At 46.6% G+C, this 23,171-nt stretch carries 19 protein-coding genes and 4 tRNA genes; 9 read left to right on the top strand and 14 right to left on the bottom strand.

Annotated features, from left to right (window positions below; all coding sequences use genetic code 11):
• Positions 1–63 precede the first annotated feature (63 nt).
• Positions 64–1,941 (bottom strand): Nramp family divalent metal transporter, encoded by a 1,878-nt coding sequence (locus GWR21_RS12415; protein WP_162332061.1) that lies wholly within the window; start codon positions 1,939–1,941, stop codon positions 64–66.
• A 124-nt stretch (positions 1,942–2,065) separates the two neighbouring features.
• Entirely contained in the window at positions 2,066–2,728 is a 663-nt protein-coding gene (locus tag GWR21_RS12410) for a metal-dependent transcriptional regulator (RefSeq protein ID WP_238430330.1), read from the bottom strand.
• A gap of 138 nt (positions 2,729–2,866) precedes the next feature.
• Here GWR21_RS12410 and GWR21_RS12405 point away from each other — a divergent pair, with 138 nt between their 5' ends.
• A complete protein-coding gene (locus GWR21_RS12405) occupies positions 2,867–3,796 on the top strand; it encodes a hypothetical protein (RefSeq protein ID WP_162332060.1) in 930 nt (309 codons plus the stop codon).
• 57 nt (positions 3,797–3,853) lie between these two features.
• On the opposite strand, the gene aat is transcribed toward GWR21_RS12405, so the two are convergent.
• Together aat and GWR21_RS12395 are read right to left on the bottom strand one after the other, a co-directional pair.
• Positions 3,854–4,498 carry a leucyl/phenylalanyl-tRNA--protein transferase gene (aat, locus tag GWR21_RS12400; protein ID WP_162332059.1) on the bottom strand — a complete coding sequence of 215 codons (645 nt, stop codon included), beginning with the start codon at positions 4,496–4,498 and terminating at the stop codon, positions 3,854–3,856.
• Positions 4,498–4,827, bottom strand: coding sequence for an ATP-dependent Clp protease adaptor ClpS (locus tag GWR21_RS12395; RefSeq protein ID WP_238430328.1), 330 nt, complete (start codon positions 4,825–4,827; stop codon positions 4,498–4,500). Before GWR21_RS12395 ends, aat begins: the two co-directional genes overlap by 1 nt.
• A gap of 143 nt (positions 4,828–4,970) precedes the next feature.
• On the opposite strand from GWR21_RS12395, the gene GWR21_RS12390 reads away from it, so the two are divergent.
• On the top strand, positions 4,971–7,127 hold the full coding sequence (locus GWR21_RS12390; protein WP_162332058.1) for a cation:proton antiporter: 2,157 nt from the start codon (positions 4,971–4,973) through the stop codon (positions 7,125–7,127).
• A gap of 84 nt (positions 7,128–7,211) precedes the next feature.
• Here GWR21_RS12390 and GWR21_RS12385 read toward each other — a convergent pair whose 3' ends face one another.
• From GWR21_RS12385 to mtaB, 6 genes are all read right to left on the bottom strand, one after another.
• On the bottom strand, positions 7,212–8,192 hold the full coding sequence (locus GWR21_RS12385) for a methylenetetrahydrofolate reductase (RefSeq protein WP_162332057.1): 981 nt from the start codon (positions 8,190–8,192) through the stop codon (positions 7,212–7,214).
• A gap of 254 nt (positions 8,193–8,446) precedes the next feature.
• Positions 8,447–8,521: transfer RNA gene (locus GWR21_RS12380), tRNA-Val, on the bottom strand.
• Positions 8,522–8,604: 83 nt separating this feature from the next.
• Positions 8,605–8,679, bottom strand: a tRNA-Val gene (locus GWR21_RS12375).
• Between the two features lie 85 nt (positions 8,680–8,764).
• Positions 8,765–8,839 (bottom strand) — tRNA-Val (locus tag GWR21_RS12370).
• A gap of 31 nt (positions 8,840–8,870) precedes the next feature.
• Positions 8,871–8,945: transfer RNA gene (locus GWR21_RS12365), tRNA-Val, on the bottom strand.
• A 228-nt stretch (positions 8,946–9,173) separates the two neighbouring features.
• Positions 9,174–10,451 (bottom strand): tRNA (N(6)-L-threonylcarbamoyladenosine(37)-C(2))-methylthiotransferase MtaB, encoded by a 1,278-nt coding sequence (gene mtaB, locus GWR21_RS12360; protein WP_162332056.1) that lies wholly within the window; start codon positions 10,449–10,451, stop codon positions 9,174–9,176.
• Positions 10,452–10,559: 108 nt separating this feature from the next.
• On the opposite strand from mtaB, the gene GWR21_RS12355 reads away from it, so the two are divergent.
• The 4 genes from GWR21_RS12355 to murB all read left to right on the top strand — a co-directional run bounded on the left by GWR21_RS12355 (position 10,560) and on the right by murB (position 15,462).
• Entirely contained in the window at positions 10,560–11,015 is a 456-nt protein-coding gene (locus GWR21_RS12355) for a DUF4258 domain-containing protein (protein ID WP_162332055.1), read from the top strand.
• A gap of 66 nt (positions 11,016–11,081) precedes the next feature.
• The gene (locus tag GWR21_RS12350) at positions 11,082–11,822 is read left to right on the top strand and encodes a lysophospholipid acyltransferase family protein (protein WP_162332054.1); all 741 of its coding nucleotides are present in this window, start codon (positions 11,082–11,084) and stop codon (positions 11,820–11,822) included.
• 8 nt (positions 11,823–11,830) lie between these two features.
• Complete coding sequence (gene priA, locus GWR21_RS12345; RefSeq protein WP_162332053.1) at positions 11,831–14,278, top strand: replication restart helicase PriA; 2,448 nt, start codon at positions 11,831–11,833, stop codon at positions 14,276–14,278.
• Positions 14,279–14,445: 167 nt separating this feature from the next.
• Positions 14,446–15,462, top strand: a complete 1,017-nt coding sequence (murB, locus tag GWR21_RS12340) for a UDP-N-acetylmuramate dehydrogenase (RefSeq protein ID WP_162332052.1) — start codon at positions 14,446–14,448, stop codon at positions 15,460–15,462.
• Between the two features lie 21 nt (positions 15,463–15,483).
• Here the strand turns inward: murB and GWR21_RS12335 are convergent, their stop codons facing one another.
• The 4 genes from GWR21_RS12335 to nagB form a co-directional block, all read right to left on the bottom strand.
• Positions 15,484–16,452, bottom strand: coding sequence for a YpdA family putative bacillithiol disulfide reductase (locus GWR21_RS12335; protein ID WP_162332051.1), 969 nt, complete (start codon positions 16,450–16,452; stop codon positions 15,484–15,486).
• Between the two features lie 273 nt (positions 16,453–16,725).
• Entirely contained in the window at positions 16,726–17,613 is an 888-nt protein-coding gene (locus tag GWR21_RS12330) for a class I SAM-dependent methyltransferase (protein WP_162332050.1), read from the bottom strand.
• 121 nt (positions 17,614–17,734) lie between these two features.
• Positions 17,735–18,169 (bottom strand): phosphohydrolase, encoded by a 435-nt coding sequence (locus GWR21_RS12325; RefSeq protein WP_162332049.1) that lies wholly within the window; start codon positions 18,167–18,169, stop codon positions 17,735–17,737.
• Positions 18,170–18,257: 88 nt separating this feature from the next.
• A complete protein-coding gene (nagB, locus tag GWR21_RS12320) occupies positions 18,258–20,183 on the bottom strand; it encodes a glucosamine-6-phosphate deaminase (protein WP_162332048.1) in 1,926 nt (641 codons plus the stop codon).
• A 335-nt stretch (positions 20,184–20,518) separates the two neighbouring features.
• On the opposite strand from nagB, the gene GWR21_RS12315 reads away from it, so the two are divergent.
• The 3 genes from GWR21_RS12315 (at position 20,519) to GWR21_RS12305 (ending at position 23,049) form a co-directional block, all read left to right on the top strand.
• Complete coding sequence (locus GWR21_RS12315) at positions 20,519–20,932, top strand: hypothetical protein (protein ID WP_162332047.1); 414 nt, start codon at positions 20,519–20,521, stop codon at positions 20,930–20,932.
• A gap of 370 nt (positions 20,933–21,302) precedes the next feature.
• Complete coding sequence (locus GWR21_RS12310) at positions 21,303–21,866, top strand: RNA polymerase sigma-70 factor (protein ID WP_238430326.1); 564 nt, start codon at positions 21,303–21,305, stop codon at positions 21,864–21,866.
• Between the two features lie 91 nt (positions 21,867–21,957).
• Positions 21,958–23,049 (top strand): FecR family protein, encoded by a 1,092-nt coding sequence (locus GWR21_RS12305; RefSeq protein WP_162332045.1) that lies wholly within the window; start codon positions 21,958–21,960, stop codon positions 23,047–23,049.
• Positions 23,050–23,171 lie beyond the last annotated feature (122 nt).

Raw genomic sequence — 23,171 nt, 5'->3', positions numbered from 1 at the left:
TATTGCTTTTTTCAAGAGAAAAGGGAAAGACTTTAAGTGGTCTTTCCCTTTCTTTTTAATTATTTACTGCACTACCAATACCGGTATTCGCACTTTATGCCTCACCTGATTGGTCGTCTCTCCATAGATCCAGTCTTTGATGCCGGTATGTCCATGGCCGCCCAGTATCAGGAAATCGGCCTGTTCTTCTTTTACGATACGCACAATCTCTTCCGCCCGGTGCCGGTAGCCTAACAGGCCCTTTGCATTGATATTCCTGTTGCGTAGCAGATTGATATAAGCGTCCATCTGCTCTTTGTCTTTCCTGGTCTCAAAGTCGTCCGACTCCCCGCCGAGGTAACGCGCAGAAGCACTTTCCACGATATGTATCAGCAGGTATTGTGTCGCCGGATTACCATGAGCCAGTGCATTCGAAATGATCTTCTCATCGTCTTTACTGAAGTCCAGTGCCAGGGCGATACGATTGTATACCGGCGGCTGAATATCTCCCAGTAAGATATCCGGAGTAGTATGAATACGTGCAGAAGCCTTCTGCTGATAACGGCTGATCAGCGGATAAGCTATCGTAATACCTATTAGCACCAGGAAACCTATACCTGCAGCTACGATCAGTATATCAACGAATATATTACCATTGTTGCCAATGTAGTTCACTGCTTCTGTAAACACCATACGTGAGTTCAGGTACACCAGCAGCGCCGTGATAATCCAGCTGATAACCTTTACCACCGGACCTACTGCATAGCTTCCCATTGTCTTTTTATCACTTACAAAGTGGATCAGCGGAATGATCGCAAAGCCTAACTGCAAACTCAGTAGCACCTGGCTGAATACCAGCAGTTCACCAACCTTCTCTGGTCCTGCCAGCATGATCACCAGAAGGGCCGGTATGATAGCCAGCAAACGTGTGAGCAGGCGGCGCAGCCATGGATTGATACGCAGTCGCAGATAACCTTCCATCACGATCTGGCCTGCCAGTGTACCGGTTACGGTAGAACTCTGGCCCGCAGCGATCAGTGCTATGGCAAATAATGCGGGTGCCCATTTGTTACCCAGTAATCCTTCCAGTAACTGGTGTGCATCCTGTATCTCCGCAATATCTGTCCGTCCTGTCTTAAAGAACACAGCGGCTGCCAGTATCAGGATCGCCGCATTCACAAAGAAGGCCAGGTTGAGTGCGACGGCACTGTCTATAAAGTTCAGTTTCAGTGCCTGCCGGATGCCCTGCTCGTCCCGTTTGATCTTACGGGTCTGAACAAGGGCTGAGTGCAGATAGAGGTTATGTGGCATCACGGTCGCCCCGATAATACCAATAGCAATATATAATGCGGTATTGTCAGGAATGCTTGGTTTAAAACCGGTCACCACTTCACTGAATACGGGTTTAGCCATGAACAGTTCTGCCAGGAAAGAGATCCCTACGATGGCCACCAGCGCAATGATGAAAGCTTCCATCTTACGGATGCCGTATCGTTGCAATATCAGTAGCAGGAATGTGTCCAGTACGGTAATACTTACGCCCCACTGCAACGGTAGTCCTGTCAGCAATTGTATACCTATCGCCATCCCCAGTACTTCTGCCAGGTCGGTAGCGGCTATAGCAATTTCAGCCAGTATGTAAAGAATAAAGTTAACACCCGGGGGGTATGTTTCACGGTTAGCCTGTGCCAGGTCGCGGCCTCTTACGATCCCCAGCCGTGCGCTGAGTGTTTGCAGCAGCAGGGCCATGAGATTACTCATTAGCAATACCCAGAGCAGTTTATAGCCGTACTGACTACCACCGGCAAGATCAGTGGCCCAGTTGCCCGGGTCCATATAGCCTACGCTGACCAGGTATGCCGGTCCGAAAAAAGAAAGGAGTTTGCGCCAGCGGCTGGTGCTGGTCGCGGTAGTGTCTACGCTTTGATGAACTTCGCCTAACGATGTGTGCTGGTGATCCATATGTTAGCTGTTAAGCAGTCCGCTGGCCGGCCACCCGGTATAACCGGATCAGGTGGTTGAATTTTTTAGTCTGTCCCCTTCACCACCTGTAACAGGCGTATGTGTATGACCGCTGCGGACTGTATTATATCGGTTTGACCATTATGTTTTTTGAAACCTGTTCGCTGAGTGTAAATGCCGGTTGGTTACGGATCTTTAATTCTATTGAATTGTCAAATTCATACCGTTCGATGACGTCGAGTTGCGTGCCCAGCCGGATGCCTTTGGCATTCAGAAATTCCAGTAGTGCGGCTGATTTATCGGAAACAGACACGACTTCCAGTCGTTTCGCTTTTGCTTTATGCAAGGGCGTTTGTATACGTGGTTTGCTCATCTTGCCCTGCGCGTCCGGAATAGGGTCGCCATGAGGGTCAATCTGCGGGTTACCCAGGAACGCGCTGAGACGGGAGATAAGCTTTTCGCTGCGCACATGCTCCAGCTCTTCTGCCAGCTCATGTACTTCTTCCCAGCTGAATGATAATTTATCTACCAGGAAACATTCCCAGAGACGGTGCCGCCTGATAATGCTTAATGCGGCCTTTTTCCCGTCGGCGGTCAGATTGATACCCTGGTATTTTTCGTATGAAATGAGCTTTTTTTCCTTCAGTTTTTTTGCCATGTCGGTAACAGATGCAGGTTTTGTCTCCAGTTCGTTGGCCAGTGCATTTGTGGTTACCGCTTCCTGTCCCTCTTCCTCCAGTTTATAGATCGACTTAATATAATTCTCCTCAGCAATCGACAAATTCATAATTCCTTAAAATAAAGTTTAGGTAAATCTAAATAAAAGGTGTCAGAAATACAAACACAACGTTCCGACCCTCCTCCTTATTTTGATCATATCATTTTTTTCTCTAACTTTTCAGCCGTAATAAACAAGCATATACGCATGAATAAGCTAGTGTTAGCGCTGTTGACTGTTGGTCTGCTGGCGGGTTGTGGATCAAAAAAAGATAAATCGGGAAAGGATGCCTTCACTTTTGAAGACTTCCGCCGGTTGTTTGCAGAGGCTAAACTGCCCTATAAGCTGACCCCCGAATCTTTACAGGAAAAGTCTGCTGATAGTACCGCCATCTCTCCGGAAGTATTGAAGGAATTCCTGACAGATACATTGGGGAAATCTGATTTTCCGGAAGGTACTGCAGTGAAATTCTACCCGGTAGCGGCGATTGACGGTGCTGCGGTGAATTATTTTGTGGTAAAAGCTGTGGGTAAATCTGCTACCACTGCCTATATATGCTTCCTGGATAAAAAAGGGCATTACCTGAACCGCCTTCCTGCTGGTAAGGTGGATGATAAAAAAGACCTGCATTATTTTTCCATAGATACCCGTCAGGTGATCAAGGTAACCAATGAAAAGGAGCTCAGTGCCGGCCACAAAGCGACCAGGGAAGACTTCTTTGGTGTTGCCGACAATGGTGCCACCACATTGATCATGACTAACAGTGCAGGTGATGCGGCGGCTGGACAGTTATTTAATCCGATCGATACCCTGAAAGCAACGCATAAGCTGTCAGGCGACTATATCTCCGGCGAGAACAGTATTATTTCCATCCGTGATGGAGATGATGCGAAGTCTTTCCTGTTCTTCATTTCTTTCTCAAAAGATAAGACAGGCTGTAAAGGAGAGTTGTCCGGTACCGGCCATTTCACAGGCGCTAACAAAGGCGAATACAAAGACAAGGAAACCGATTGTGGTATCGCCTTCCAGTTTGCATCTGGTAAGGTAAGTATCAGGGAAATTGGCGGTTGCGGCGCTTACAGAGGTGTGCGTTGTTTCTTTGAAGGAAGCTTCACAAAGAAGAGTAAAGCTAAGTAAAGTAAGTACGATCAGTATAAAAACAGACTCCGCTTTGTCATGACAGGGCGGAGTTTTTTATTGTTCTTTTTTGATGATGGAAAGGAACTCCTCACGTGGTATCATCCTGGCGCCCAGTGAGGCCAGATGAGCACTATACACCTGGCAGTCTATCATTGTCAGGCCTTTTTCCATGGCATATGTCACAAAGGTGATAAAGGCGGCTTTTGAGGCATTGCTCACCAGTGAGAACATTGATTCTCCAAAAAAGTTATATCCCAGTTGAATACCATAGAAGCCCCCCACCAGTTTATTATCCTGCCAGCATTCCACCGAATGTGCATAACCTGCCTGATGCAGGGCAATATAGGCGGCCTCTACTTCCGGCGTGATCCAGGTACCGTCTTGTCCGGCACGGGGTACCTTCCGGCAGCCAGCAATTACACCTGGGAAGTCTTTGTTCATTGTAATAGTGAATGTTCCCTTTTTCAGCACCTGTTTCATGCTGTTAGAGATCTTCAGCTCTTCCGGAAATAATACGAATCGGGGATCGGGACTCCACCAGAGGATAGGAGGTTCATCATACCAGGGAAAGATGCCTTCACTATAGGCGAGCAATAACCGTTCTGTTGTCAGGTCACCACCGTACGCAAGCAGCCCATCTGGTTCCGCCAGATCAACAGGTGGGAAAATCAAATCGTCGGAAAGCTCAAATACAGGCATTATCTTTCAACTGCTTCTTCCAGCGTAGCGCTGATGCCTCTGTCCAGGAGGGCTTCACACATAGGGCGCAGACGGGAGAATTCGCCCTGTTTAACAGCGTATTTACCATTGTGATGAATGATCAGCGCACATTGTTCAGCCTGTTCCTGTGTATGGTCACATACTTCGATCAGTGACTGGATCACCCAGTCAAATGTGTTGACCTCATCGTTCCAAACGATAAGGCTGAAAGGGAACTGTTCATCTTCAGCTACCAATACATCTTCCCATTCTTGAATCTTTGTGCCTGTTTGATCACGCTGGCTCATAATCCGGTAAATACTTTCCACAAAACTACGGTTAATAATCGTTAAATTAAATAGGAATGTTTTAGGGCAATATTGCCGTGATATTGATGAAAATCAACTCTTTAATTAAATCAGGAACGCATTGGCCGATAATTCCTATTATTGTGATCTATAGAAGTAAGGTTATGAATATATTGAACGGCATGATATTGTTGATGGATACGAATCTCCCATTGAAAGACCCTGTCCCTATTTTCTCTCTGGTATTGTTCATCATTCTGCTGGCGCCGATCATACTCCGTAAGTTCCGGATACCGAGCATTATCGGTCTGATATTGGCGGGCATGGCCATTGGCGACCATGGATTTAACATCATTGAAAAAGGCAGTATTGACCTGTTTGGGAAAGCGGGTCTGTTGTACATTATGTTCCTGGCCGGGCTGGAACTGGACATGGCGGAGTTTAAAAAGAACCGGAACCGTAGCCTGGTCTTTGGTGCCTTTACCTTTTTTATTCCGCTGATCCTGGGATATTTTGTGTGCACCTATGTGCTGCATTTTAACTTCCTGGCTACAATGCTGGTTTCCAGTATGTTTGCCACGCATACGCTGGTGGCTTATCCATTGGCAAGCCGTTTGGGCATTACCAAGAATGAAGCCGTTACCGTAGCGGTAGGAGGGACGATCATTACTGACACAGCTGTGCTGGTCATACTGGCCGTGATCACCGGGGCTGCATCAGGCAATCTGAATACGCATTTCTGGATACGTTTGTCGGTATCACTGGTGGTTTTTGCCGCTATCATCCTGTGGATATTCCCGATGATAGGTCGCTGGTTCTTCAAGAAGATCAAAGACGATAAGACGTCTCACTTCATCTTCGTACTGGCCCTGGTATTCCTGGCCGCTTTTCTGGCTGAACTGGCCGGTGTGGAGGGGATCATCGGTGCTTTCCTCGCAGGCCTTGCACTGAATCAGCTGATTCCCCATACCTCTCCACTGATGAACAGGATCGAATTTACAGGGAATGCAATATTCATCCCTTTCTTCCTGATCAGTGTCGGGATGCTGGTAGACCTCCGGGTACTGCTCAAAGGTCCCGAGGCACTGCTGATAGCAGGCGTACTGACCTCCCTCGCCCTTGTAAGTAAATATCTTGCGGCCTTCTTTACACAGCTCTGTTTCAAATACACACCGACACAGCGTAATGTTATATTCGGACTCAGTAGCGCTCATGCGGCTGCTACTATTGCCGTTATCCTGATCGGTTTCAATATGGGTATCATCAATGAGAACGTGCTGAACGGAACCGTGATACTGATCCTGATCACCTGTCTGACAGGGTCGTTTGTAACCGAGAATGCCGGCCGTAAACTGGCGATCGCAGATGCAGATAGTAAGCCCGCGATGGATGCCGTTCCTGAGAGGGTGCTGGTGCCGATATCCCGCCAGGGACATATGGAACCGCTGCTTGACTTTGCCCTGATGATCAAGGACCCGGATGCGGATACACCGATCTATCCGCTGGCGGTTGTACAGGATGACGAAGAGGCGAAGCAGAAGGTAGCGCTGACCAGCAAGATCATGGAGGCTGCTGTTATGTATGCCGGTGCGACGGAGAGTAAGGTACAGGCGGTGACCCGTATTGATCTCAACGTGTCTGATGGTATTGCGCGTGCTGCAAAAGAATTGATGATCACTGATGTGGTATTGGGCTGGACAGATAAGAACAGTACAACTGAACGTTTGTTCGGCTCTATTTTCGGTACGACGCTGGATAACGTACTGCAAAGTGTGTGGGAAAATATTTACGTGTGTGATTTCCATTATCCGCTGAACGCAACGCGTAAGCTGGTGCTGGTCATGCCGAAGAATGCGGAATATGAAATCGGTTTTCAGCACTATATCCAGAAGATCTTCCTGCTGAGCAAAGAGATCGGCGCCCGCCTGATGATATGCTGTCACAGTCATACGCAGCAGGCCATAACAGTCTACCTGCAACAGCTTAGGCTTAGTGTGGACATCGTCTTCAAACAGTTTGACAACATAGAGGAACTCCTGCAGTTATCAAAAGATATCACGAAGAATGATTTGGTAATGGTCGTGGCTGCACGCAAGGGAACCCTGTCATACCGTCCTTACTTGGATGGGATGCCTGGTCGTTTAAGCCGGCATTTCCCCGCGCATAACGTTGTATTGATCTACCCTGAACAGACGGAGATAGATTACATTGAAGCAGGCGTTACACCGGAAGATCTTACACTGGCACCTATTCAGGAACAGCTGGCTAATCTGAACAAGCTGGGTAAAGCATTCAAACGTATTCTGAAGGGGCGCAAATAACCTTTTATTAGTCATTAGCTATACACAAAGCCCCTGTCTTGCTGCAAAGACAGGGGCTTTGTGTATAGCTTCAACATGTATTGACTACAGCACTGCCGGTACATCCGCCAGCAGTTGGCTGGCAGCTGCCCTGGTGGCAGGTTTGGTTAATCTGATCACTTCACCGAGTAATTCGATAGAGGCATTGATCTCTTCTTTTTTGATGGCAATGCTTTCTATATTGAATCCTACCGCCATGTTCTTCTTATCAGCATATTCCAGTATTTCCGAAGCCACGTTCAGACAGGTATGGATAGACGACTGGAGAATATCTTTTGAATGTTTCAGGTCATTAAAAAGCCACTTCGGCACTTTAATGCCTAACCACTCCATGAACTGCAATGTCTTCAGTGAGCCGCAGGGGGCCAGTGTGAATACGATAGGCGCCGGAGAGAAGCTCTTTTCGCAGGAGTGATAGTAATAATCCGCCAGCAGGTCTTTAGTGTCATTGACGTTGTACACGCACTGTGATACGAAGAAGTTACATCCCTGTCCGGTTTTATCGTTGAGACGGATGTGTTCATCTCCTTTCTTGGCGTGCCTTTCGGGTATTGTAACACCACCGATCAGCAATGATGGTGCATGCTGTTGTCTGAGTGTAAATGCATCCCGCAGAGTGAAGTTCGTTTGCTCTACCTGTTGCTGGGAAGAGGCGCCTACAAATACAGAATAAGCTACATCACTGTTATCGGTCAGCCACTGTTTAAAGCGGTCGCCGTTCATGTTTGCAATACTTTTATAGATGATCTTCGGTACCTGTAGTTCCTGGAAATACTTTCTGCTGTATTCTTCCGGGGAAAGTGTCGGCGTGAAAACGAACGTTCTTTCCTGGTCGGTCCTGGTAGACTCGTCCTGGATGTCATAGAGGATCAGACCATCAATATCGAGAGCACTGATACGTTCTAACTGCCCTTTGGCTATTTCTGCTATCCTTTCCGGACCGGTGGTTATTTTTGGTGGGGTAAGACTGTAAAAGGTTAGTCCTGAATTGCCCGATTTAATTTTATCAGTAAGCGTAAGACCCATGTAGCTGCTGCTTTAAAACAGGGCACAAATTCCGCTAAAAAAATATAAAATGCAACAGTCGTCAATTAGGAATTAGGAATGGGGAATTAGGAATTAGAAAATTTAGTTCATAAGAAGACAGTCAGGTTCGGGGAAATGCGCTCCGGACTCCGTAGTCAGGGGTGCTCTTAACTGTGAGGAAGAGCTGACCTGCTCAATTCCTGATTTCTAATTTTTAAAAAAAAAAGCCTCATCTGAATGATGAAGCTTTGATGTGGGAGTTGACGGATTCGAACCATCGACCCTCTGCTTGTAAGGCAGATGCTCTGAACCAGCTGAGCTAAACTCCCTCTTTGCTACACTACCAGTTTTTTGCTGATAGCAATATTGTGTGTCTGAAAAAATAACCTCATCGTCGGATGAAGCATTGGTGTGGGAGTTGACGGATTCGAACCATCGACCCTCTGCTTGTAAGGCAGATGCTCTGAACCAGCTGAGCTAAACTCCCTTTTTGCCAAACTACCAGCTTTTGCAGATAGCCATTTCTTGTACCGGGAAAAAAAAAGCCTCATCTGAGTGATGAAGCATCGGTGTGGGAGTTGACGGATTCGAACCATCGACCCTCTGCTTGTAAGGCAGATGCTCTGAACCAGCTGAGCTAAACTCCCTGAAGAAATAGAAATTTAAAAGAACATGAAGTGGGAGTTGACGGATTCGAACCATCGACCCTCTGCTTGTAAGGCAGATGCTCTGAACCAGCTGAGCTAAACTCCCATTATTTTTTTCGGTTACCGTCAGTCCTTTCGTCTGATGGGATTGCAAAGGTAGAAAGTATTTTTATTCTGCCAAATTTATTTTGCTGATCTGTGGTCAGACAGTAAACTTGCGCTGATGGTTACACGCTTTCAAATCCTTTGCAGTTAAAGGTTTTATAGAAAAAAATAAATTAAGAACTTTTTTATTATTGCAAGAACGTTATGCATGTAATTACCGTAAAATGTATCACTTCAGCTCCCATTCGATCAGCTGATTCGTCCATTCCAGGCGGTAAGGTGTTGTTACCTTAATGTAATTATCAGTATAACCTTCCATCATACCATCCTTTCCATGTTTTTCAAACAATACTTTTCTTGTCTCACCTACATGCTGTTCATTGAAATACTGTTGTTTCTTATGGCTGAGGTTGCGCAGCATCTTATTCCGCTCGTTACGGATGTTTACAGGTACTACCGGTGTAATATCCAGTGCGGCGGTATTCGCTCTTTCGGAGTAGGTGAATACGTGCAGGTAGGTCACATCCAGTGAATGCAGGAAGTCATATGTTTCCTGGAAATATGCATCTGACTCACCAGGAAATCCAACGATCACATCCACACCAATAGCACAGTGTGGCATGAACTGTTTGATCAGGGCTACTTTCTCTGCATACAGCTCACGACGGTACCGGCGGCGCATCAGGCCGAGTATCTCATTACTACCACTCTGTAGTGGTATGTGAAAATGTGGCATGAACTTTTTACTGTTCGCTACAAATTCTATGATCTCATTACTCAGCAGATTGGGTTCTATTGAAGAGATGCGGTAACGCTCAATGCCTTCTACCTTGTCCAGTTCCTGGATCAGTTCAAAGAAGGTTTCTTCCCTTTTCTTACCACCTTCCAGACCTTTACCGAAGTCTCCCAGGTTGATACCTGTCAGCACAATTTCCTTCACACCACTGGCAGCCAGGTCACGGGCGTGCTCCGCTACACGCGCAACACTGTCACTGCGGCTCTTACCTCTCGCCATCGGAATGGTACAGAAAGAGCAGGTATAGTCACAGCCGTCCTGTACCTTCAGGAAGGTCCGGGTCCGGTCGTTTAAAGAGTAGGAAGCATGGAAGGTATTGACATCTTCAATATCACAGGAGCAGATCTTCGCGCTGTCACCTTTGGTCAGCGTTTTCAGGTGCTCTACAATGTTAAATTTTTCTGCCGCACCCAATACCAGGTCCACCCCTTCGATCTCAGCGATCTCTTTGGGTTTCAGCTGTGCATAACAGCCGGTGATCACGATCATGCTTTCGGGAGCTCTGCGCTGGATGCGGCGTACCAGGTGACGGCACTCTTTGTCCGCATTGTCGGTAACAGAGCAGGTATTGATCACATACACATCCGCCTGCTCCTCAAAATCGGTTTTCACAAAACCATCCTGTTCCAGCAACCTGCTCAGGGAGGAGGTTTCTGAAAAGTTCAGCTTACAGCCGAGGGTATGAAATGCTACTTTTTTACCTGTTGTCATAAGGAGCGCAAAGGTAGCACCTTTTTTTTATACTGGTTATATTGCTAATTTTGTATAGATTGCCATCCGGCATGAGCAATGCTGAAGTATTTGTAACAGAGCATAACCATGAAATCTAAGGGTAAGTATGTACCTATGTTGTTATTAACATTATTGTTGTGGGTCGCCTGGCAGCAACAATGGTGGAAAGGTCCGCAGCACCAACCGCGCGTTTCCGCATACAATAACACAAGTATCACCAGAACTGACAAAGAGAAAGAAACCGTTGCCGCAAATAGTCCGGCAAAGCTCAACCGTCACGCACCACTCAAGTACACCCGTCACGCCAAGTGCCGGATGGACTGTCGCCATGTGACGGAAAAAGAAGTTGTTGAGATCCTGGAAACAGGTACGGTCAACACAGAGAAGTCGAATCCCCTCGATGAACCTTGTCCCACCTATGCATTGGAAGGCTATTCAGAAGAAGGACAGCACCTCCGCGTTGTATTCGCTCCCTGCGAAGATACCACCAGCGTAGTGACCTGTATTGACCTCGATGAGGATTGGTCCTGTAGTTGTAATTAGGTATTTCCATATGTATACTGTAATTTTCCGGCTTGCATCAGACTTAAAAAGAGATTGGCATTCATTATGAAGTTACTGCTCAAGCCACTACACCTGGTATATATGTTATATGCCTCGATCGTGTTCCTTGCTATCATGTTCATTATTATTCCTCCTATTTTCCTGGCATCCTTCCTCGGAAAGGTCAAAGGAGGTAATATCGTTTATTATTTTCTGCGCTTCTGGTCACATACCTGGTTCCCCGCAGTCGGTATACGGGTAAAAAGAATTTACAAGCACGATAAAAATGACCAGACACCGTACCTGTACGTTGTCAATCATCGTTCTTACCTCGATGCTGCTCTCGCCGTACAGGTAATGAGACTGCCTTTCCGCCCACTCGGAAAGATCGAAATGAATAAGATCCCCGCTTTCAATATCATTTACCGGAACGCCGTGGTAATGGTAGACCGTTCCAACGCAAGGGCGCGTGCAACCAGCGTACGCGAGATGATCGCTATGATCAGGGAGGGGGTATCTATCCTGATATTCCCTGAAGGAACAACCAACGAAACTGAGTCCCTGTTGCAACCGTTTCACAATGGTGCTTTCCGTATCGCCATTGAAACACAGACGCCTATCCAGCCGGTATTGTACCTGGATAATGGGAAACGCCTGCACGCAAAAGGATTTAATCTGACGCCGGGTATCTGCCGCGTCGTATATCTGCCACCTGTTCCTGTCACCGGACTGACAATGGATGACCTGCCAGCCCTCAAACAACAGGTATTTGATATTATGGAACGGGAATTGAAAGCTACAGTATAAATTTTCAGATGAAGTTTGCTGACGTAATATTGCCATTGGCCCTGCCAAAGAATTACACCTACATGGTACCTCCGCAAATGGAGGATTCCCTGAAGGTAGGCAGCCGTGTGGCCGTACAGCTAGGCAAACAGAAGAAATACGCCGGTATCGTGAAAGCGATACATGGACAGGCGCCGGCCGACTACAAGACGAAGCCACTGCTGGATATGCTGGACAAAGATCCTGTCGTATATCCTACGCAACTGTCATTCTGGCAATGGCTCGCTTCCTATTATATGTGCAGTGAGGGAGAGGTGCTCAACGCCGCCCTGCCAGCCCATCTCAAGCTCTCCAGTGAAACGCTGCTGCTCTTCAATGACGCCTACGGCGATGACTTCTCCGACCTGAATGACGATGAATACATGGTCGCTGAAGCACTGCATATCCGTAAGGAACTCCGTATTGATGAAGTACAGCTGATCCTTGACAAATCAGACGTCTATTCCACTATCAAAAAGCTGATAGAGAAGCAGGTACTGCTGGTGTATGAGGAACTGAAAGAGGTATATAAAGAGAAAAAGGAGAACTACGTACAGCTGCATGCACAGTATGAAGAGGAGGAACTGCTCGCCCCCCTGTTCAACGAGCTCTCCAAAGCGCCCAAGCAGATGGAACTGCTGCTGGCATACCTGCACCTGGTAAAAACACAGGGTAGCGTATTGCAGACGGAACTGCTGAAAAAATCAGGCGCTACTACCGCTCAGCTAAAGGGTCTTGTAGACAAGAACATCCTCTGGGTAGAGAAACGTGTCGTAGATCGTGTGCCAGGTGGTGGAAAAGTAGAAGCACAGATAGACTTTGAACTCAGTCCTTCCCAGACAAAAGCACTGGAAGAAGTACGTAGCAGTTTTGCTGCCCGCCCTGTGACCCTGTTGCACGGGGTGACCTCCAGCGGTAAAACACAATTGTATGTCAAGCTGATAGAAGAATATGTCGCTGCTGGTAAACAGGTGTTATACCTCCTGCCGGAAATAGCCCTGACCACCCAGATCGTACGCCGCCTGCAAAAACATTTTGGTAATCAGATCGGGATCTATCACTCCCGGTTTAATAATAATGAAAGGGTGGAGATCTGGAACAAGGTAAAGAACGGAGACCTGAAGATCTTACTGGGAGCCCGTTCCAGTCTGTTACTGCCTTTTCAGGACCTGGGCCTGATCATTCTTGATGAAGAACATGACCCGTCCTACAAACAACAGGATCCTGCGCCCCGTTACCACGCACGCGACGCTGCTATTTACTATGCCGGCCTGTTTAAGGCAAAAGTACTGCTGGGATCTGCCACGCCTTCCCTGGAGTCTTATTTTAATGCACAACAGGGTAAATATGGCCTGGTGGAACTGACAGAGCGTTTTGGTGGGGTGGAAATGCCGGAAATCGCCATTGTGGATGTGAAGAAGGAACGTGCAGAAAAGAACATGCAGGAGAACTTTACCCCGCAACTGAACACCGCTATCAACAACAGTGTCGCTACCGGTAACCAGGTGATCCTCTTCCAGAACAGACGTGGTTATGCACCTTTCCTGATGTGTACCACCTGCGGATGGATCCCTAACTGTAAGAACTGTGATGTATCACTGACCTATCACAGGAACCAGGATAAACTGACCTGTCACTATTGTGGCACCCGTTATCCTTATCCGCAGACCTGCGCTGCCTGCGGTAGCCAGACGCTCATTCCCAAGAGCTTTGGTACAGAAAAGATAGAAGACGATCTGCAACAGCTGTTTCCAAAGGCCCGTATCGCCAGGATGGATATGGATGCTGTCAGGAACAAGGATAGCCATAATAAAATGATCCAGCTGCTCGAACAGCGGGATATCGATATACTGGTAGGGACCCAGATGGTCGTGAAAGGCCTTGACTTTGATAATGTCAACCTCGTAGGTATCCTGAGTGCCGACAGCTTACTGAGCTTCCCTGACTTCCGGGTGAACGAAAGAGCATTCCAGCTCATGGAGCAGGTGAGTGGCCGTGCGGGCAGGAGAAACGGAAAGGGGAAAGTGATCATTCAGGCCAGCAACATTCATCACCCGGTATTGCATTACGTAACGGCACATGATTATAAAGCCATGTATGCCGCGGAAATAGCAGAAAGAGAAAATTTTGGTTATCCGCCGTTTACCCGGCTGTTGAAAATAACCCTGAAACATAAAAATCAGCAAACGGTAGAACAGGCCGCCCTGGTATTGGGCAACTGGCTAAGACCGCACGTTGGCGCTAGACTCGTCGGTCCGGCCACACCGCTGGTAGGTCGCGTACGTAACAATTATCTGCAGGAAATGCTGATTAAACTGCCCCGTGATTCGAAAGTGATTGCGGATACCAAAAGGCTTGTACAGGAACACTTTATCAGGCTGCTGGCAGAAAAGCAGTTCCGTTCGGTATTTATCGTGCCGGATGTGGATTGCGTGTGATCATATTTCCTCCCTGATTGCCCGTTTCTTCACGTATTTTATATACACATACCTGCCCATCTCCATCAGGTATAACCGTTATTACGCCAGTAGTTTGAGGCATGGTTTTATTATATTTGCCTGCTGATGGCGGCTGCCAATGCAGCTTACACTAAATTGACGATCATATGCGTATATCCGAAAATGTTTCGCTCCGGCCTTATAATACGTTTGGCATTGCAGCCCAGGCTCGTTTTTTCTCTTCTTTTTCCAATGCAGCAGAACTGGAAGAGTTGCTGAAAACACCGCCTCAACAGGGCTTACCACATATGATCCTGGGTGGTGGCAGTAATATACTGTTCACCCAAAACTTTGACGGCTTCCTGCTGAAGAACGAAATAAAAGGGATCAGTGTCGTGGGAGAAGATGATAGCTATATATATGTGAAAGCAGGTGCTGGAGAGACCTGGCATGGCTTCGTCATGGATTGTATAAAACACAACCGTGCAGGACTGGAAAATCTCTCACTGATACCCGGCAATGTTGGCGCCAGCCCGATGCAGAATATCGGTGCATATGGGGTAGAAATCAAGGACTGCTTTCATGAACTGGAAGCTTATCACCTGCACGACCATGCTGTTGTTAAGTTTAATAATGCAGACTGCCGGTTCGGCTACAGGGAGAGTGTATTCAAACGTCAGTACAAGGGGCAGTTTGCTATTCTGAGCGTTACCTACCGGTTAGCGAAAACGCCGAAACTAAATACCAGTTATGGCGCGATTGAAGAAGAACTGAAACACATGGGAGTACACGAGCTGACCATACAGGCGATCAGTCAGGCTGTGATCAATATCCGTAGTTCCAAGCTACCCGATCCGGCGAAAATTGGTAATGCCGGTAGTTTCTTTAAAAATCCGACCGTATCAGCAGAAAAGCACGCAGCCCTGAAAGAGGCATTTCCGCATATTGTGGCGTATCCGGTAGCAGGAGGAGAGTTCAAACTTGCGGCAGGCTGGCTGATAGAGCAATGTGGCTGGAAAGGTTTCAGGGAAGGAGATGCCGGTGTACACGCCCGTCAGGCACTGGTGCTGGTGAATTACGCAGATGCTACCGGTAATGAGATCTATCAGCTGTCACAGCGTGTAATGGACAGTGTAGCGGAGAAATTTGGTGTGGAGCTGGAAAGAGAAGTTAACATCATATAACTGCCTATAGCAGGTAAGCACTTACACGTGCTTACCTGCTATATGTGCAATAATCTTATCTGCATGGTCCCTGGAGTTCTCAATGAACCAGACATGCGTGTCCATGCCGCCGCACACTACCCCTGCCAGGTATATACCCGGCATATTGGTCTCCATGGTATCCGGATTGTACGTAGGATATTTTTTAGCATCACGGGATAAAGTAACGCCTGCTTTTTCCAGGAAGGAGAAGTTAGGTTGATATCCTGTTAGTGCCAATACGAAGTCATTCTCTATCGTGACCAGCCCATCCGGGGTCAGGATGTCCACTTCATTTTCCCTGACAGCTTTTACATGGGAATGAAAGTAGGCTTTGATACTGCCTTCCCTGATACGGTTCTCTATATCCGGTTTTACCCAGTATTTTACCCGTTTGCCAATCCCTTCTTCCCTGATCACCATCGTGACATCCGCTCCCTTGCGATAAGTTTCCAAAGCTGCATCTACAGAGGAATTATTTGCCCCGATCACTACTACTTTCTGTGCTGCATAGAAGTGCGGGTCTTTATAATAGTGGTTGACTTTGGCCAGGTGTTCTCCTGGTATGTGCAGCATATTGGGGATATCATAGAAGCCTGTAGCGATGATGACATGCCTGGCCTGATAGGTCGTTTTATCCGTCGTGATATGATATAGTTCACCCTCACGCCGGATAGCGTCTACAGGCTCGAATAAGCGCACATTGAGACCGTTGGAGATGGTGACGCGACGGTAGTATTCAAGCGCTTCCGGCCTTACGGGTTTGGCGCTGATGGAAACGAAGGGAATGCCACCTATTTCCAGCTTTTCCGAAGTGGAAAAGAAGGTCATATATAACGGATAATTATACAGGGAATTGGTGAGACATCCTTTTTCTGCAATAACATAACTTAATCCTGCCTTCTGTGCCGCCAGTCCACACGCAATGCCAATAGGACCAGCCCCTACTATTAGTATATCGTAAATCTGCATAATGGTTAAAATTACGAATGAATGCCCGTAAATACTACAGACAGGAATATTGAGCCATGTTTAATCTGTTGTGAACAGCATATGCAAAGGGCATTTCGGGAAAATGTGAAAAAAGTATTACTGTAAATCAGTTAATAAAAAGAAAACCCTTATCTGTGGCTGAATTGCGCTTTGGGCAAACATGGGTAGAACAAGCGACGAACTGGCGGCGAATAAGCGACGGCGAAGCGGCGAACTGGTGGCGTCGCTGCAAAGGGCAAAACTGGTATTATATTACCTTACTCTGGCCATCGCTACCCTGTAAAACTCATATCCTTTCATATGTACTGCTTCCTCACCGTAGTACATTTTACGGTATTTACCAGCATCAAGGTTATATAGCAGTTCCATGTTATACGAGCTCAGAAACTCTTTGATGGTAGTAGGGTCAATGCCGAAATTCCAGAATTCGTTATTACGGCGCAGGAGTTTGGTGACATTGACAGCGCCGGTGAATTTCTCCGGGTGTTCCAGTACGGCTTTGTCCACATAGGTGAAGATGATAATGGTCCCGGAACGGAAGCGTTTGAAATAATCGAATGCCCTGGTGGCAATAGGGGCGGTGAGGTTATTGGTGACGCCTTCCCAGATCAGGAGGGTGCGGTAATGTCCCTTCTGAAAGATCTGCGAAAGTACTTCGTCCGGCTCCTGCGTATGCAGGTCGGCAGTGACGTAATTGGTCATTGTTTCCTTACCTGAGCGTACGGAAGTATGGGAGAGGATCTCGCGTTTCTTTGCCTGAAAATCAGGATGGTCTATCTCGACAAACTGTACTCTTTTTTTCAGCTGCAGGCGCAGGGAACGGCAGTCATATCCGGCGCCGAATACGATGACCTGATTGATGCCTTCATCCTGGATGGTATTGACGGTCATGACGTCTATCAACCGGGTCCTGGCAGAACAGGAGGTTAGTGCGCCGGTCCAGTTGCAGTCAATGAACCAGGCAATCAGATTATTAAGGAAAGTGACGCGTGACAGTTTTTCTATTAGTCTGAAGGAGGGTGACAGGAATGATCTTGCATATGGATCGTACAGCAAGCGTTTACTTTCAGGACGGTTAGACTCAATGGCCCGTAATAAGGCTAAATAGGCAGCAGCCTTGCTGGCAGGAACCAGACTCATAACGGTGATTGTTTTTTAGATGACCAGTGGCAGATTCACAAACTAATCAGGTTTAGCAACAGCATTAACAGCGTGTCAGATATTGGTTGAAAATTTTCGATTTCCTAAATGTAGCGAATATTTAATTACGGGAAATGACCTCCGCAATTTTATTATAAGCTCTCAGGTATTTATTGAAGCGTGGTATGTCCTTTTCTGTTAATTCCGGTATGCGTCTGATGTCCATATTATCGGTAAGATCGTTGAGTTTCACCAGGCAGGCGAGACGATTGGGTATAATACGGTTGATAAAGTGATCATAGTCTTCATCATCAGCAAGTTTGGTCACACACTGTAAGGCCTGTACGAGATGAGGGGCAAGTCCCTGTGCAATGAGCTGATCAAAGGTCCAGGAAGTATCTTCTACAACATCATGCAGCACACCAACTATCTTTTCATCTTCTGTTTTGCCGAGTTGCATTACACGCATAACGTGTGCAATGTAGGGGGCGCCATATTTGTCGAGTTGGCCGGCATGGGCTTCGGTTGCAATGGATATAGCTTGTGCGAGTGTCATGACTTAAAGCTAGCAAAAAGTGTGCAATAAAAAGCCCCCGTTCCTGCAGGTGAGGAACGGGGGCAAGTATTATTGCAAAGCGGGCAGCCTACATGAAGTGATATCTTGCGAATGCCTCCATGGCAGCGTATTTCTGTAAACCTAACTGATCGTACAGATTAGCGGTGTTGGCATTACGGTCTTCCGCTCTTTCCCAGAACTCACGCAGGTCAGAACCCTGGAAAGGCACAACGTCTTTCTGGCTCTGGTGAATGAAGATACCGAGGCGTTTCTGTAATACCTGGTCAGGGCTCATTGGTACAGCCATTTCGATTTCATGGATGTTCCATTCCTGCCATGCACCTTTATACATCCAAACCCAGCAGTCTTTCATGAAATCTTCATGTTTCAGCCTGTCGAGTGCTGCGAAGATAATTTCCAGACATACCTTGTGTGTACCATGTGGGTCAGCAAGGTCACCGGCGCAATAGATCTGGTGAGGTTTCACTTCACGGATCAGATCAACGGTCATCTGGATATCTTCTTCACCCATTGGTTTTTTCTCGATCGTACCTGTTTCATAGAAAGGCAGGTTCTGGTAGTGGATGTTTGATTCAGGAATACCTACGTAACGGCAGGTAGCCTTTGCTTCACCACGACGGATCAGGCCTTTAATGGCGCGGTTTTCAGGCGTATCTTTCTGGCTGGGCTTCTTCACACGGAGGAATGCTTTTGCTTCTTCCAGGATCTGTGTGCTTTTGCTACGATCTATGCCAAACATGCCTTCGAAACCTACGGCGAAGTCGATGTAACGCAGTAAGAATTCGTCAGTTACAGCGATGTTACCGGAAGTCTGGTAAGCAACGTGTACATCGTGTCCCTGCTCATGTAAGCGGATGAAAGTACCGCCCATAGAGATGATATCATCATCCGGGTGAGGAGAGAACAGCAGTACGCGTTTTTTCTCAGGGGTGGAACGCTCAGGGTGGCTTGGCAGCTGTGCACCTGGTTTACCACCTGGCCATCCTGTGATGGTATCACGAAGACCATTAAACTCCTGGATGTTCAGCTCATAAGCAGAACCGTACTGAACGATCAGGTCATTCAGACCGTTTTCGTTGTAGTCTCTGTCTGTGAGCATGAGGATGGGCTTGTTCAGTTTCTGCGCGAGGTGAACTACCGCTTTACGACGCAGTTTAGGTGTCCATTCGCAGTCACCGGTCAGCCATGGTTCTTTATAGCGGGTCAGCTCTTCAGCTGCCTGTTCGTCGATGACGAATTTGCAGTCAGGGTGTTGTTGCAATAGAGATGCTGGAACCTGATCCGTGCTATGACCTTCAACAGATCTGCGTACGATCTTTGCTTTGTGGGTACCCCATGCCAGCAATACGATACGTTTAGCTTTGAAGATGGTGCTCAGGCCCATGGTAATAGCCAGACGAGGTACCTGGCTGATATTGGCAAACTCGAAAGCGTTCGCTTGTCTGGTATTGTGGTCCAGTGTAACGAGACGAGTGTGTGAATTCAGGGTTGAACCAGGTTCGTTAAAACCGATATGACCGTTTGTACCGATACCCAGGATCTGCAGATCGATGCCGCCTGCAGCTTCAATACGGCGCTCGTATTCAGCCGTATATTCCTTTACTTTTTCTTTTGGCAATGTACCATCCGGAACGAAGTAGTTACCTGCAGGAATGTCGATGTGATTGAACAGCTGCTCTTTCATGAACCTGTTATAGCTCTGTAAGGCATCTGGTTCGATCGGATAATACTCGTCCAGGTTGAAGGTCAGCACATTTTTGAAGCTCAGTCCTTCTTCTTTGTGCAATCTCACCAGTTCTGCATAAAGATACTTGGGGGTTGAACCTGTAGCAAGACCCAGAACAACCTGTTTGTTGGCTGCCTGTCGTTCTTTAATCAGTGCTGCTATTTCCTGCGCAACTGCTCTGGAACCGTCCTTAGCGGTAGGATATATATCCACGGCTATCTGTTCGAAACTGTCAATCAGTTCAATTTCCTGATGATTAAGCGTCATGATTAATGTTTTGGATTAGATGCGGTTTAAAAACGAGACGGAAAATTAAAAAAAATCTCTCTAATCACATAGAAGTTTAGGGCTTTGTTTAAGTAAGAATGACGAAAATTCGATAAATGTATAAAGTACCCTTAACATACTATTCATAAATGCGATAAAACCATCAGACATCGAATCGCGTTAATACTAGCAGATGTACATCTTAACCTGCAAGCAGTGAAAAACCGGTCACCAAGGGGCATGGCCGAAGAAAACCTCAATCATTCCGCCGGTGGCGCTACAAAACAGCCCTTGTTGTCACGTTCCGGCATTTATCCTCTAAAAGCTCAATGTTTATGAAAAAGTTGTTTTTATTGATGACCTGCGTTTGTTTGTCAGTAACGCATCTGCATGTCTATGCAGGTAAACCGGCTCCTGTACTCAGGCACTACATCGCTGAGGAATGGACCAAAGCAAAAGATGGTGTGTGGGAGGGAGTCAAAGACAAGAAAACCTACTGGTATAAGTTAGACAAGGATGCCAAATTATGGTGGAGTGCTAACGGTAAAAAATGGGCCGCTGTGGATGATGGAATGTGGGCCGATGCTGATGGAAAATGGCTCAAAATCGTTGATGGTAAGCTAATGTGGAGTGCGGATAATGGTGGCAGCTGGGCTGAAGTGCCTGATTGGAAATGGGAAGGACCTAAAGGTCACTGGTATAAGTTCGATAAAGACTGGAGCGTGTGGGTGGCCAGATCTGACAGCTGATATCGCACATGATACGGTAAGTGCTTCATACTGACGCGCGACAGCGGCAGTATGAAGCATTTTTATTTGTTACACAAAAAAGTCAGGTATACATTTTATAGCTAATAGGAGCCTAAAATTTAATGTTTCTGATTTTTTTATCCGTGGAATATTCGATACATTGTTGCTGTTTAATAGCCAGAACAGCTGTACGTTTGACCTATCAGGCCACGACTTTTATATTGCCACCACAGCGGATCATTGAAACACCTGCAAAGGGTAAAACTTATTGGGATAAAAACTATATGTTTTCGGACTTCAGATCTCTATTGTGATTTTGAAGTGTTTTCAACTACTTTTAACGTGCAGAGAAAAAAATATTAACCGGGTAGTGCAGACATCAGACCATGCCACAACGCAAGTACTCGCCGCCAGAGTAGCCACGGGAGACGAGCAGGCATATAAACAATTATTCAGGCAGTTTTATAAGCCTTTGTGCCAGTTCGCCTCATCTATCGTTAAGTCTAATGAGCAGGCGGAGGAAATAGCTTCAGACGTATTCGTTAACATCTGGAAGAACAGGGAGCGACTCTTACAGGTCACTAACCTGAAGGTATATCTGTATGTAGCTACCAGGAATACTGCCCTCAACTATCTGAATCAGCAGCAGTTACAATATTTCAGTGTCGATGAGCTGTCGGTTGACATGAAAGCTGCTGATAATACCCCCGAACAGCTCCTGATCTCCGGAGAAATGGCGAAGAAAATGGCAGATGCCGTAAATAACCTGCCTCCCCGCTGTAAGGTCATTTATAAACTGATCCGTGAAGATGGCCTGAAATACAAAGAAGTAGCCAGCATCCTCGAAATCTCCGTCAATACAATTGACGTACAGATGGCTATTGCCTGCAAAAAGATCAGTGAATCCCTCCGGTTATATTTACCAAAACGCTAATATTTATTTTTTGTTAACTTTTTTTTAAAATCCATTAGTAGATTCTCTAAAAACGACTGTCTTAATAGATGTAAAGCCCATAAAAACGTTTATGAGTCAAGACAGAACCTGGATATTGCTGGGAAGAAAAATATCAGGGGAGGCTACTTTAGATGAACTGCGGGAACTGGAAGTGTTACTGAAAGATGATGCACAACTGAGTTATCAGGCATCTCTGATGAAAGAGCTGGAACTGCATACACCTGGTGGCGCCGACGATACAGAGGCTGCACTGGAAAAACATATGCTGCGTATGCGGGCACTGTTCCCTGTTGATTTTGCAGTAACAGTTCCGCAGGATATACCGGAAATACCGGCACACAGGTCATGGTTCAGCCGTACTAAATGGCGTGTGCTGGCGGCAGCTGCAACCGTATTGCTGGTAGCAGGCGGATTATGGGGCCTTACCGGGCATCAGCCACATGAAAATAAGGAGCTGGTCAGTGAGATCAGCACCAGGCATGGTTCCCGTTCAACAGTAACATTGCCCGACGGATCAACCGTCTATCTGAATGTAAGTAGTAAACTGACCTATGATTATGGTCAGGAAAATAGCAGACAGGTCACATTGGAAGGGGAAGCTTTTTTTGATGTATTGAAGGACGAACAAAGACCATTTATCATACACACTAAAAAGATGGATATCACGGTGCTGGGCACCACATTTAATGTCAGAGCTTATGAGGAGGATAAAACAGTTGAAACCTCATTGATACAAGGGAAAGTCGAAGTAACTATTAAAGGGGATGTGCCAAAAAAGGTGATCCTGACTCCCAATCAGAAAATCGTTTTAGAGAATGAAGAAAAGAACTCACCGGTAAAGTCCGTATCCATGCCGGTCATGCATGATAAAGAGCCATACAGGCTGGAAGAAGTGACCATCATTCCAACGGATAGCCTGGTAGCCGAAACAGCCTGGAAAGAGAATTGCCTTGTCTTTAATAACGAACGTTTTGAAGACATCGCACTCAAAATGGAAAGATGGTATGATGTGCAGATAATTTTTGAAGATAAGCAGTTAGCAGAGAACCGTTTTACAGGTACGTTTATTAACGAAACAGTGGACCAGACTTTAGAGGCGCTGAGATTTACATCGCCTTTTCACTATCACATAGATAAAAAGAAAATAATCATAAAACGATAAACAGGCCTTTACTTATGCAGTAACTATTGAACTTATTGATTCGTAACTATTGAACAAAGAAAAAGGGGAAATGCGGCAACATTCCCCCTCAACCAAGATCAGCGCATGACAGGGAGTTTCAT

Origin of the sequence: Chitinophaga agri, assembly GCF_010093065.1 — a bacterium.
GTDB classification, from domain to species: domain Bacteria; phylum Bacteroidota; class Bacteroidia; order Chitinophagales; family Chitinophagaceae; genus Chitinophaga; species Chitinophaga agri.
Note: the sequence above shows the minus strand (reverse complement) of the source record. Positions and strands in the feature narration are given on the sequence as shown.

What these genes read in the sequence shown, in the direction of transcription:
- GWR21_RS12390 (WP_162332058.1), top strand. Translation starts at nt 4,971, where the DNA reads ATGAATATATTGAACGGCATGATATTGTTGATGGATACGAATCTCCCA.
- GWR21_RS12330 (WP_162332050.1), bottom strand. Translation starts at nt 17,613, where the DNA reads ATGAGTCTGGTTCCTGCCAGCAAGGCTGCTGCCTATTTAGCCTTATTA.
- GWR21_RS12415 (WP_162332061.1), bottom strand. Translation starts at nt 1,941, where the DNA reads ATGGATCACCAGCACACATCGTTAGGCGAAGTTCATCAAAGCGTAGAC.
- GWR21_RS12405 (WP_162332060.1), top strand. Translation starts at nt 2,867, where the DNA reads ATGAATAAGCTAGTGTTAGCGCTGTTGACTGTTGGTCTGCTGGCGGGT.
- GWR21_RS12305 (WP_162332045.1), top strand. Translation starts at nt 21,958, where the DNA reads ATGAGTCAAGACAGAACCTGGATATTGCTGGGAAGAAAAATATCAGGG.
- GWR21_RS12410 (WP_238430330.1), bottom strand. Translation starts at nt 2,728, where the DNA reads ATGAATTTGTCGATTGCTGAGGAGAATTATATTAAGTCGATCTATAAA.
- GWR21_RS12315 (WP_162332047.1), top strand. Translation starts at nt 20,519, where the DNA reads ATGAAAAAGTTGTTTTTATTGATGACCTGCGTTTGTTTGTCAGTAACG.
- aat (WP_162332059.1), bottom strand. Translation starts at nt 4,498, where the DNA reads ATGCCTGTATTTGAGCTTTCCGACGATTTGATTTTCCCACCTGTTGAT.
- GWR21_RS12355 (WP_162332055.1), top strand. Translation starts at nt 10,560, where the DNA reads ATGAAATCTAAGGGTAAGTATGTACCTATGTTGTTATTAACATTATTG.
- GWR21_RS12350 (WP_162332054.1), top strand. Translation starts at nt 11,082, where the DNA reads ATGAAGTTACTGCTCAAGCCACTACACCTGGTATATATGTTATATGCC.
- mtaB (WP_162332056.1), bottom strand. Translation starts at nt 10,451, where the DNA reads ATGACAACAGGTAAAAAAGTAGCATTTCATACCCTCGGCTGTAAGCTG.
- murB (WP_162332052.1), top strand. Translation starts at nt 14,446, where the DNA reads ATGCGTATATCCGAAAATGTTTCGCTCCGGCCTTATAATACGTTTGGC.
- priA (WP_162332053.1), top strand. Translation starts at nt 11,831, where the DNA reads ATGAAGTTTGCTGACGTAATATTGCCATTGGCCCTGCCAAAGAATTAC.
- GWR21_RS12325 (WP_162332049.1), bottom strand. Translation starts at nt 18,169, where the DNA reads ATGACACTCGCACAAGCTATATCCATTGCAACCGAAGCCCATGCCGGC.
- GWR21_RS12335 (WP_162332051.1), bottom strand. Translation starts at nt 16,452, where the DNA reads ATGCAGATTTACGATATACTAATAGTAGGGGCTGGTCCTATTGGCATT.
- nagB (WP_162332048.1), bottom strand. Translation starts at nt 20,183, where the DNA reads ATGACGCTTAATCATCAGGAAATTGAACTGATTGACAGTTTCGAACAG.
- GWR21_RS12385 (WP_162332057.1), bottom strand. Translation starts at nt 8,192, where the DNA reads ATGGGTCTTACGCTTACTGATAAAATTAAATCGGGCAATTCAGGACTA.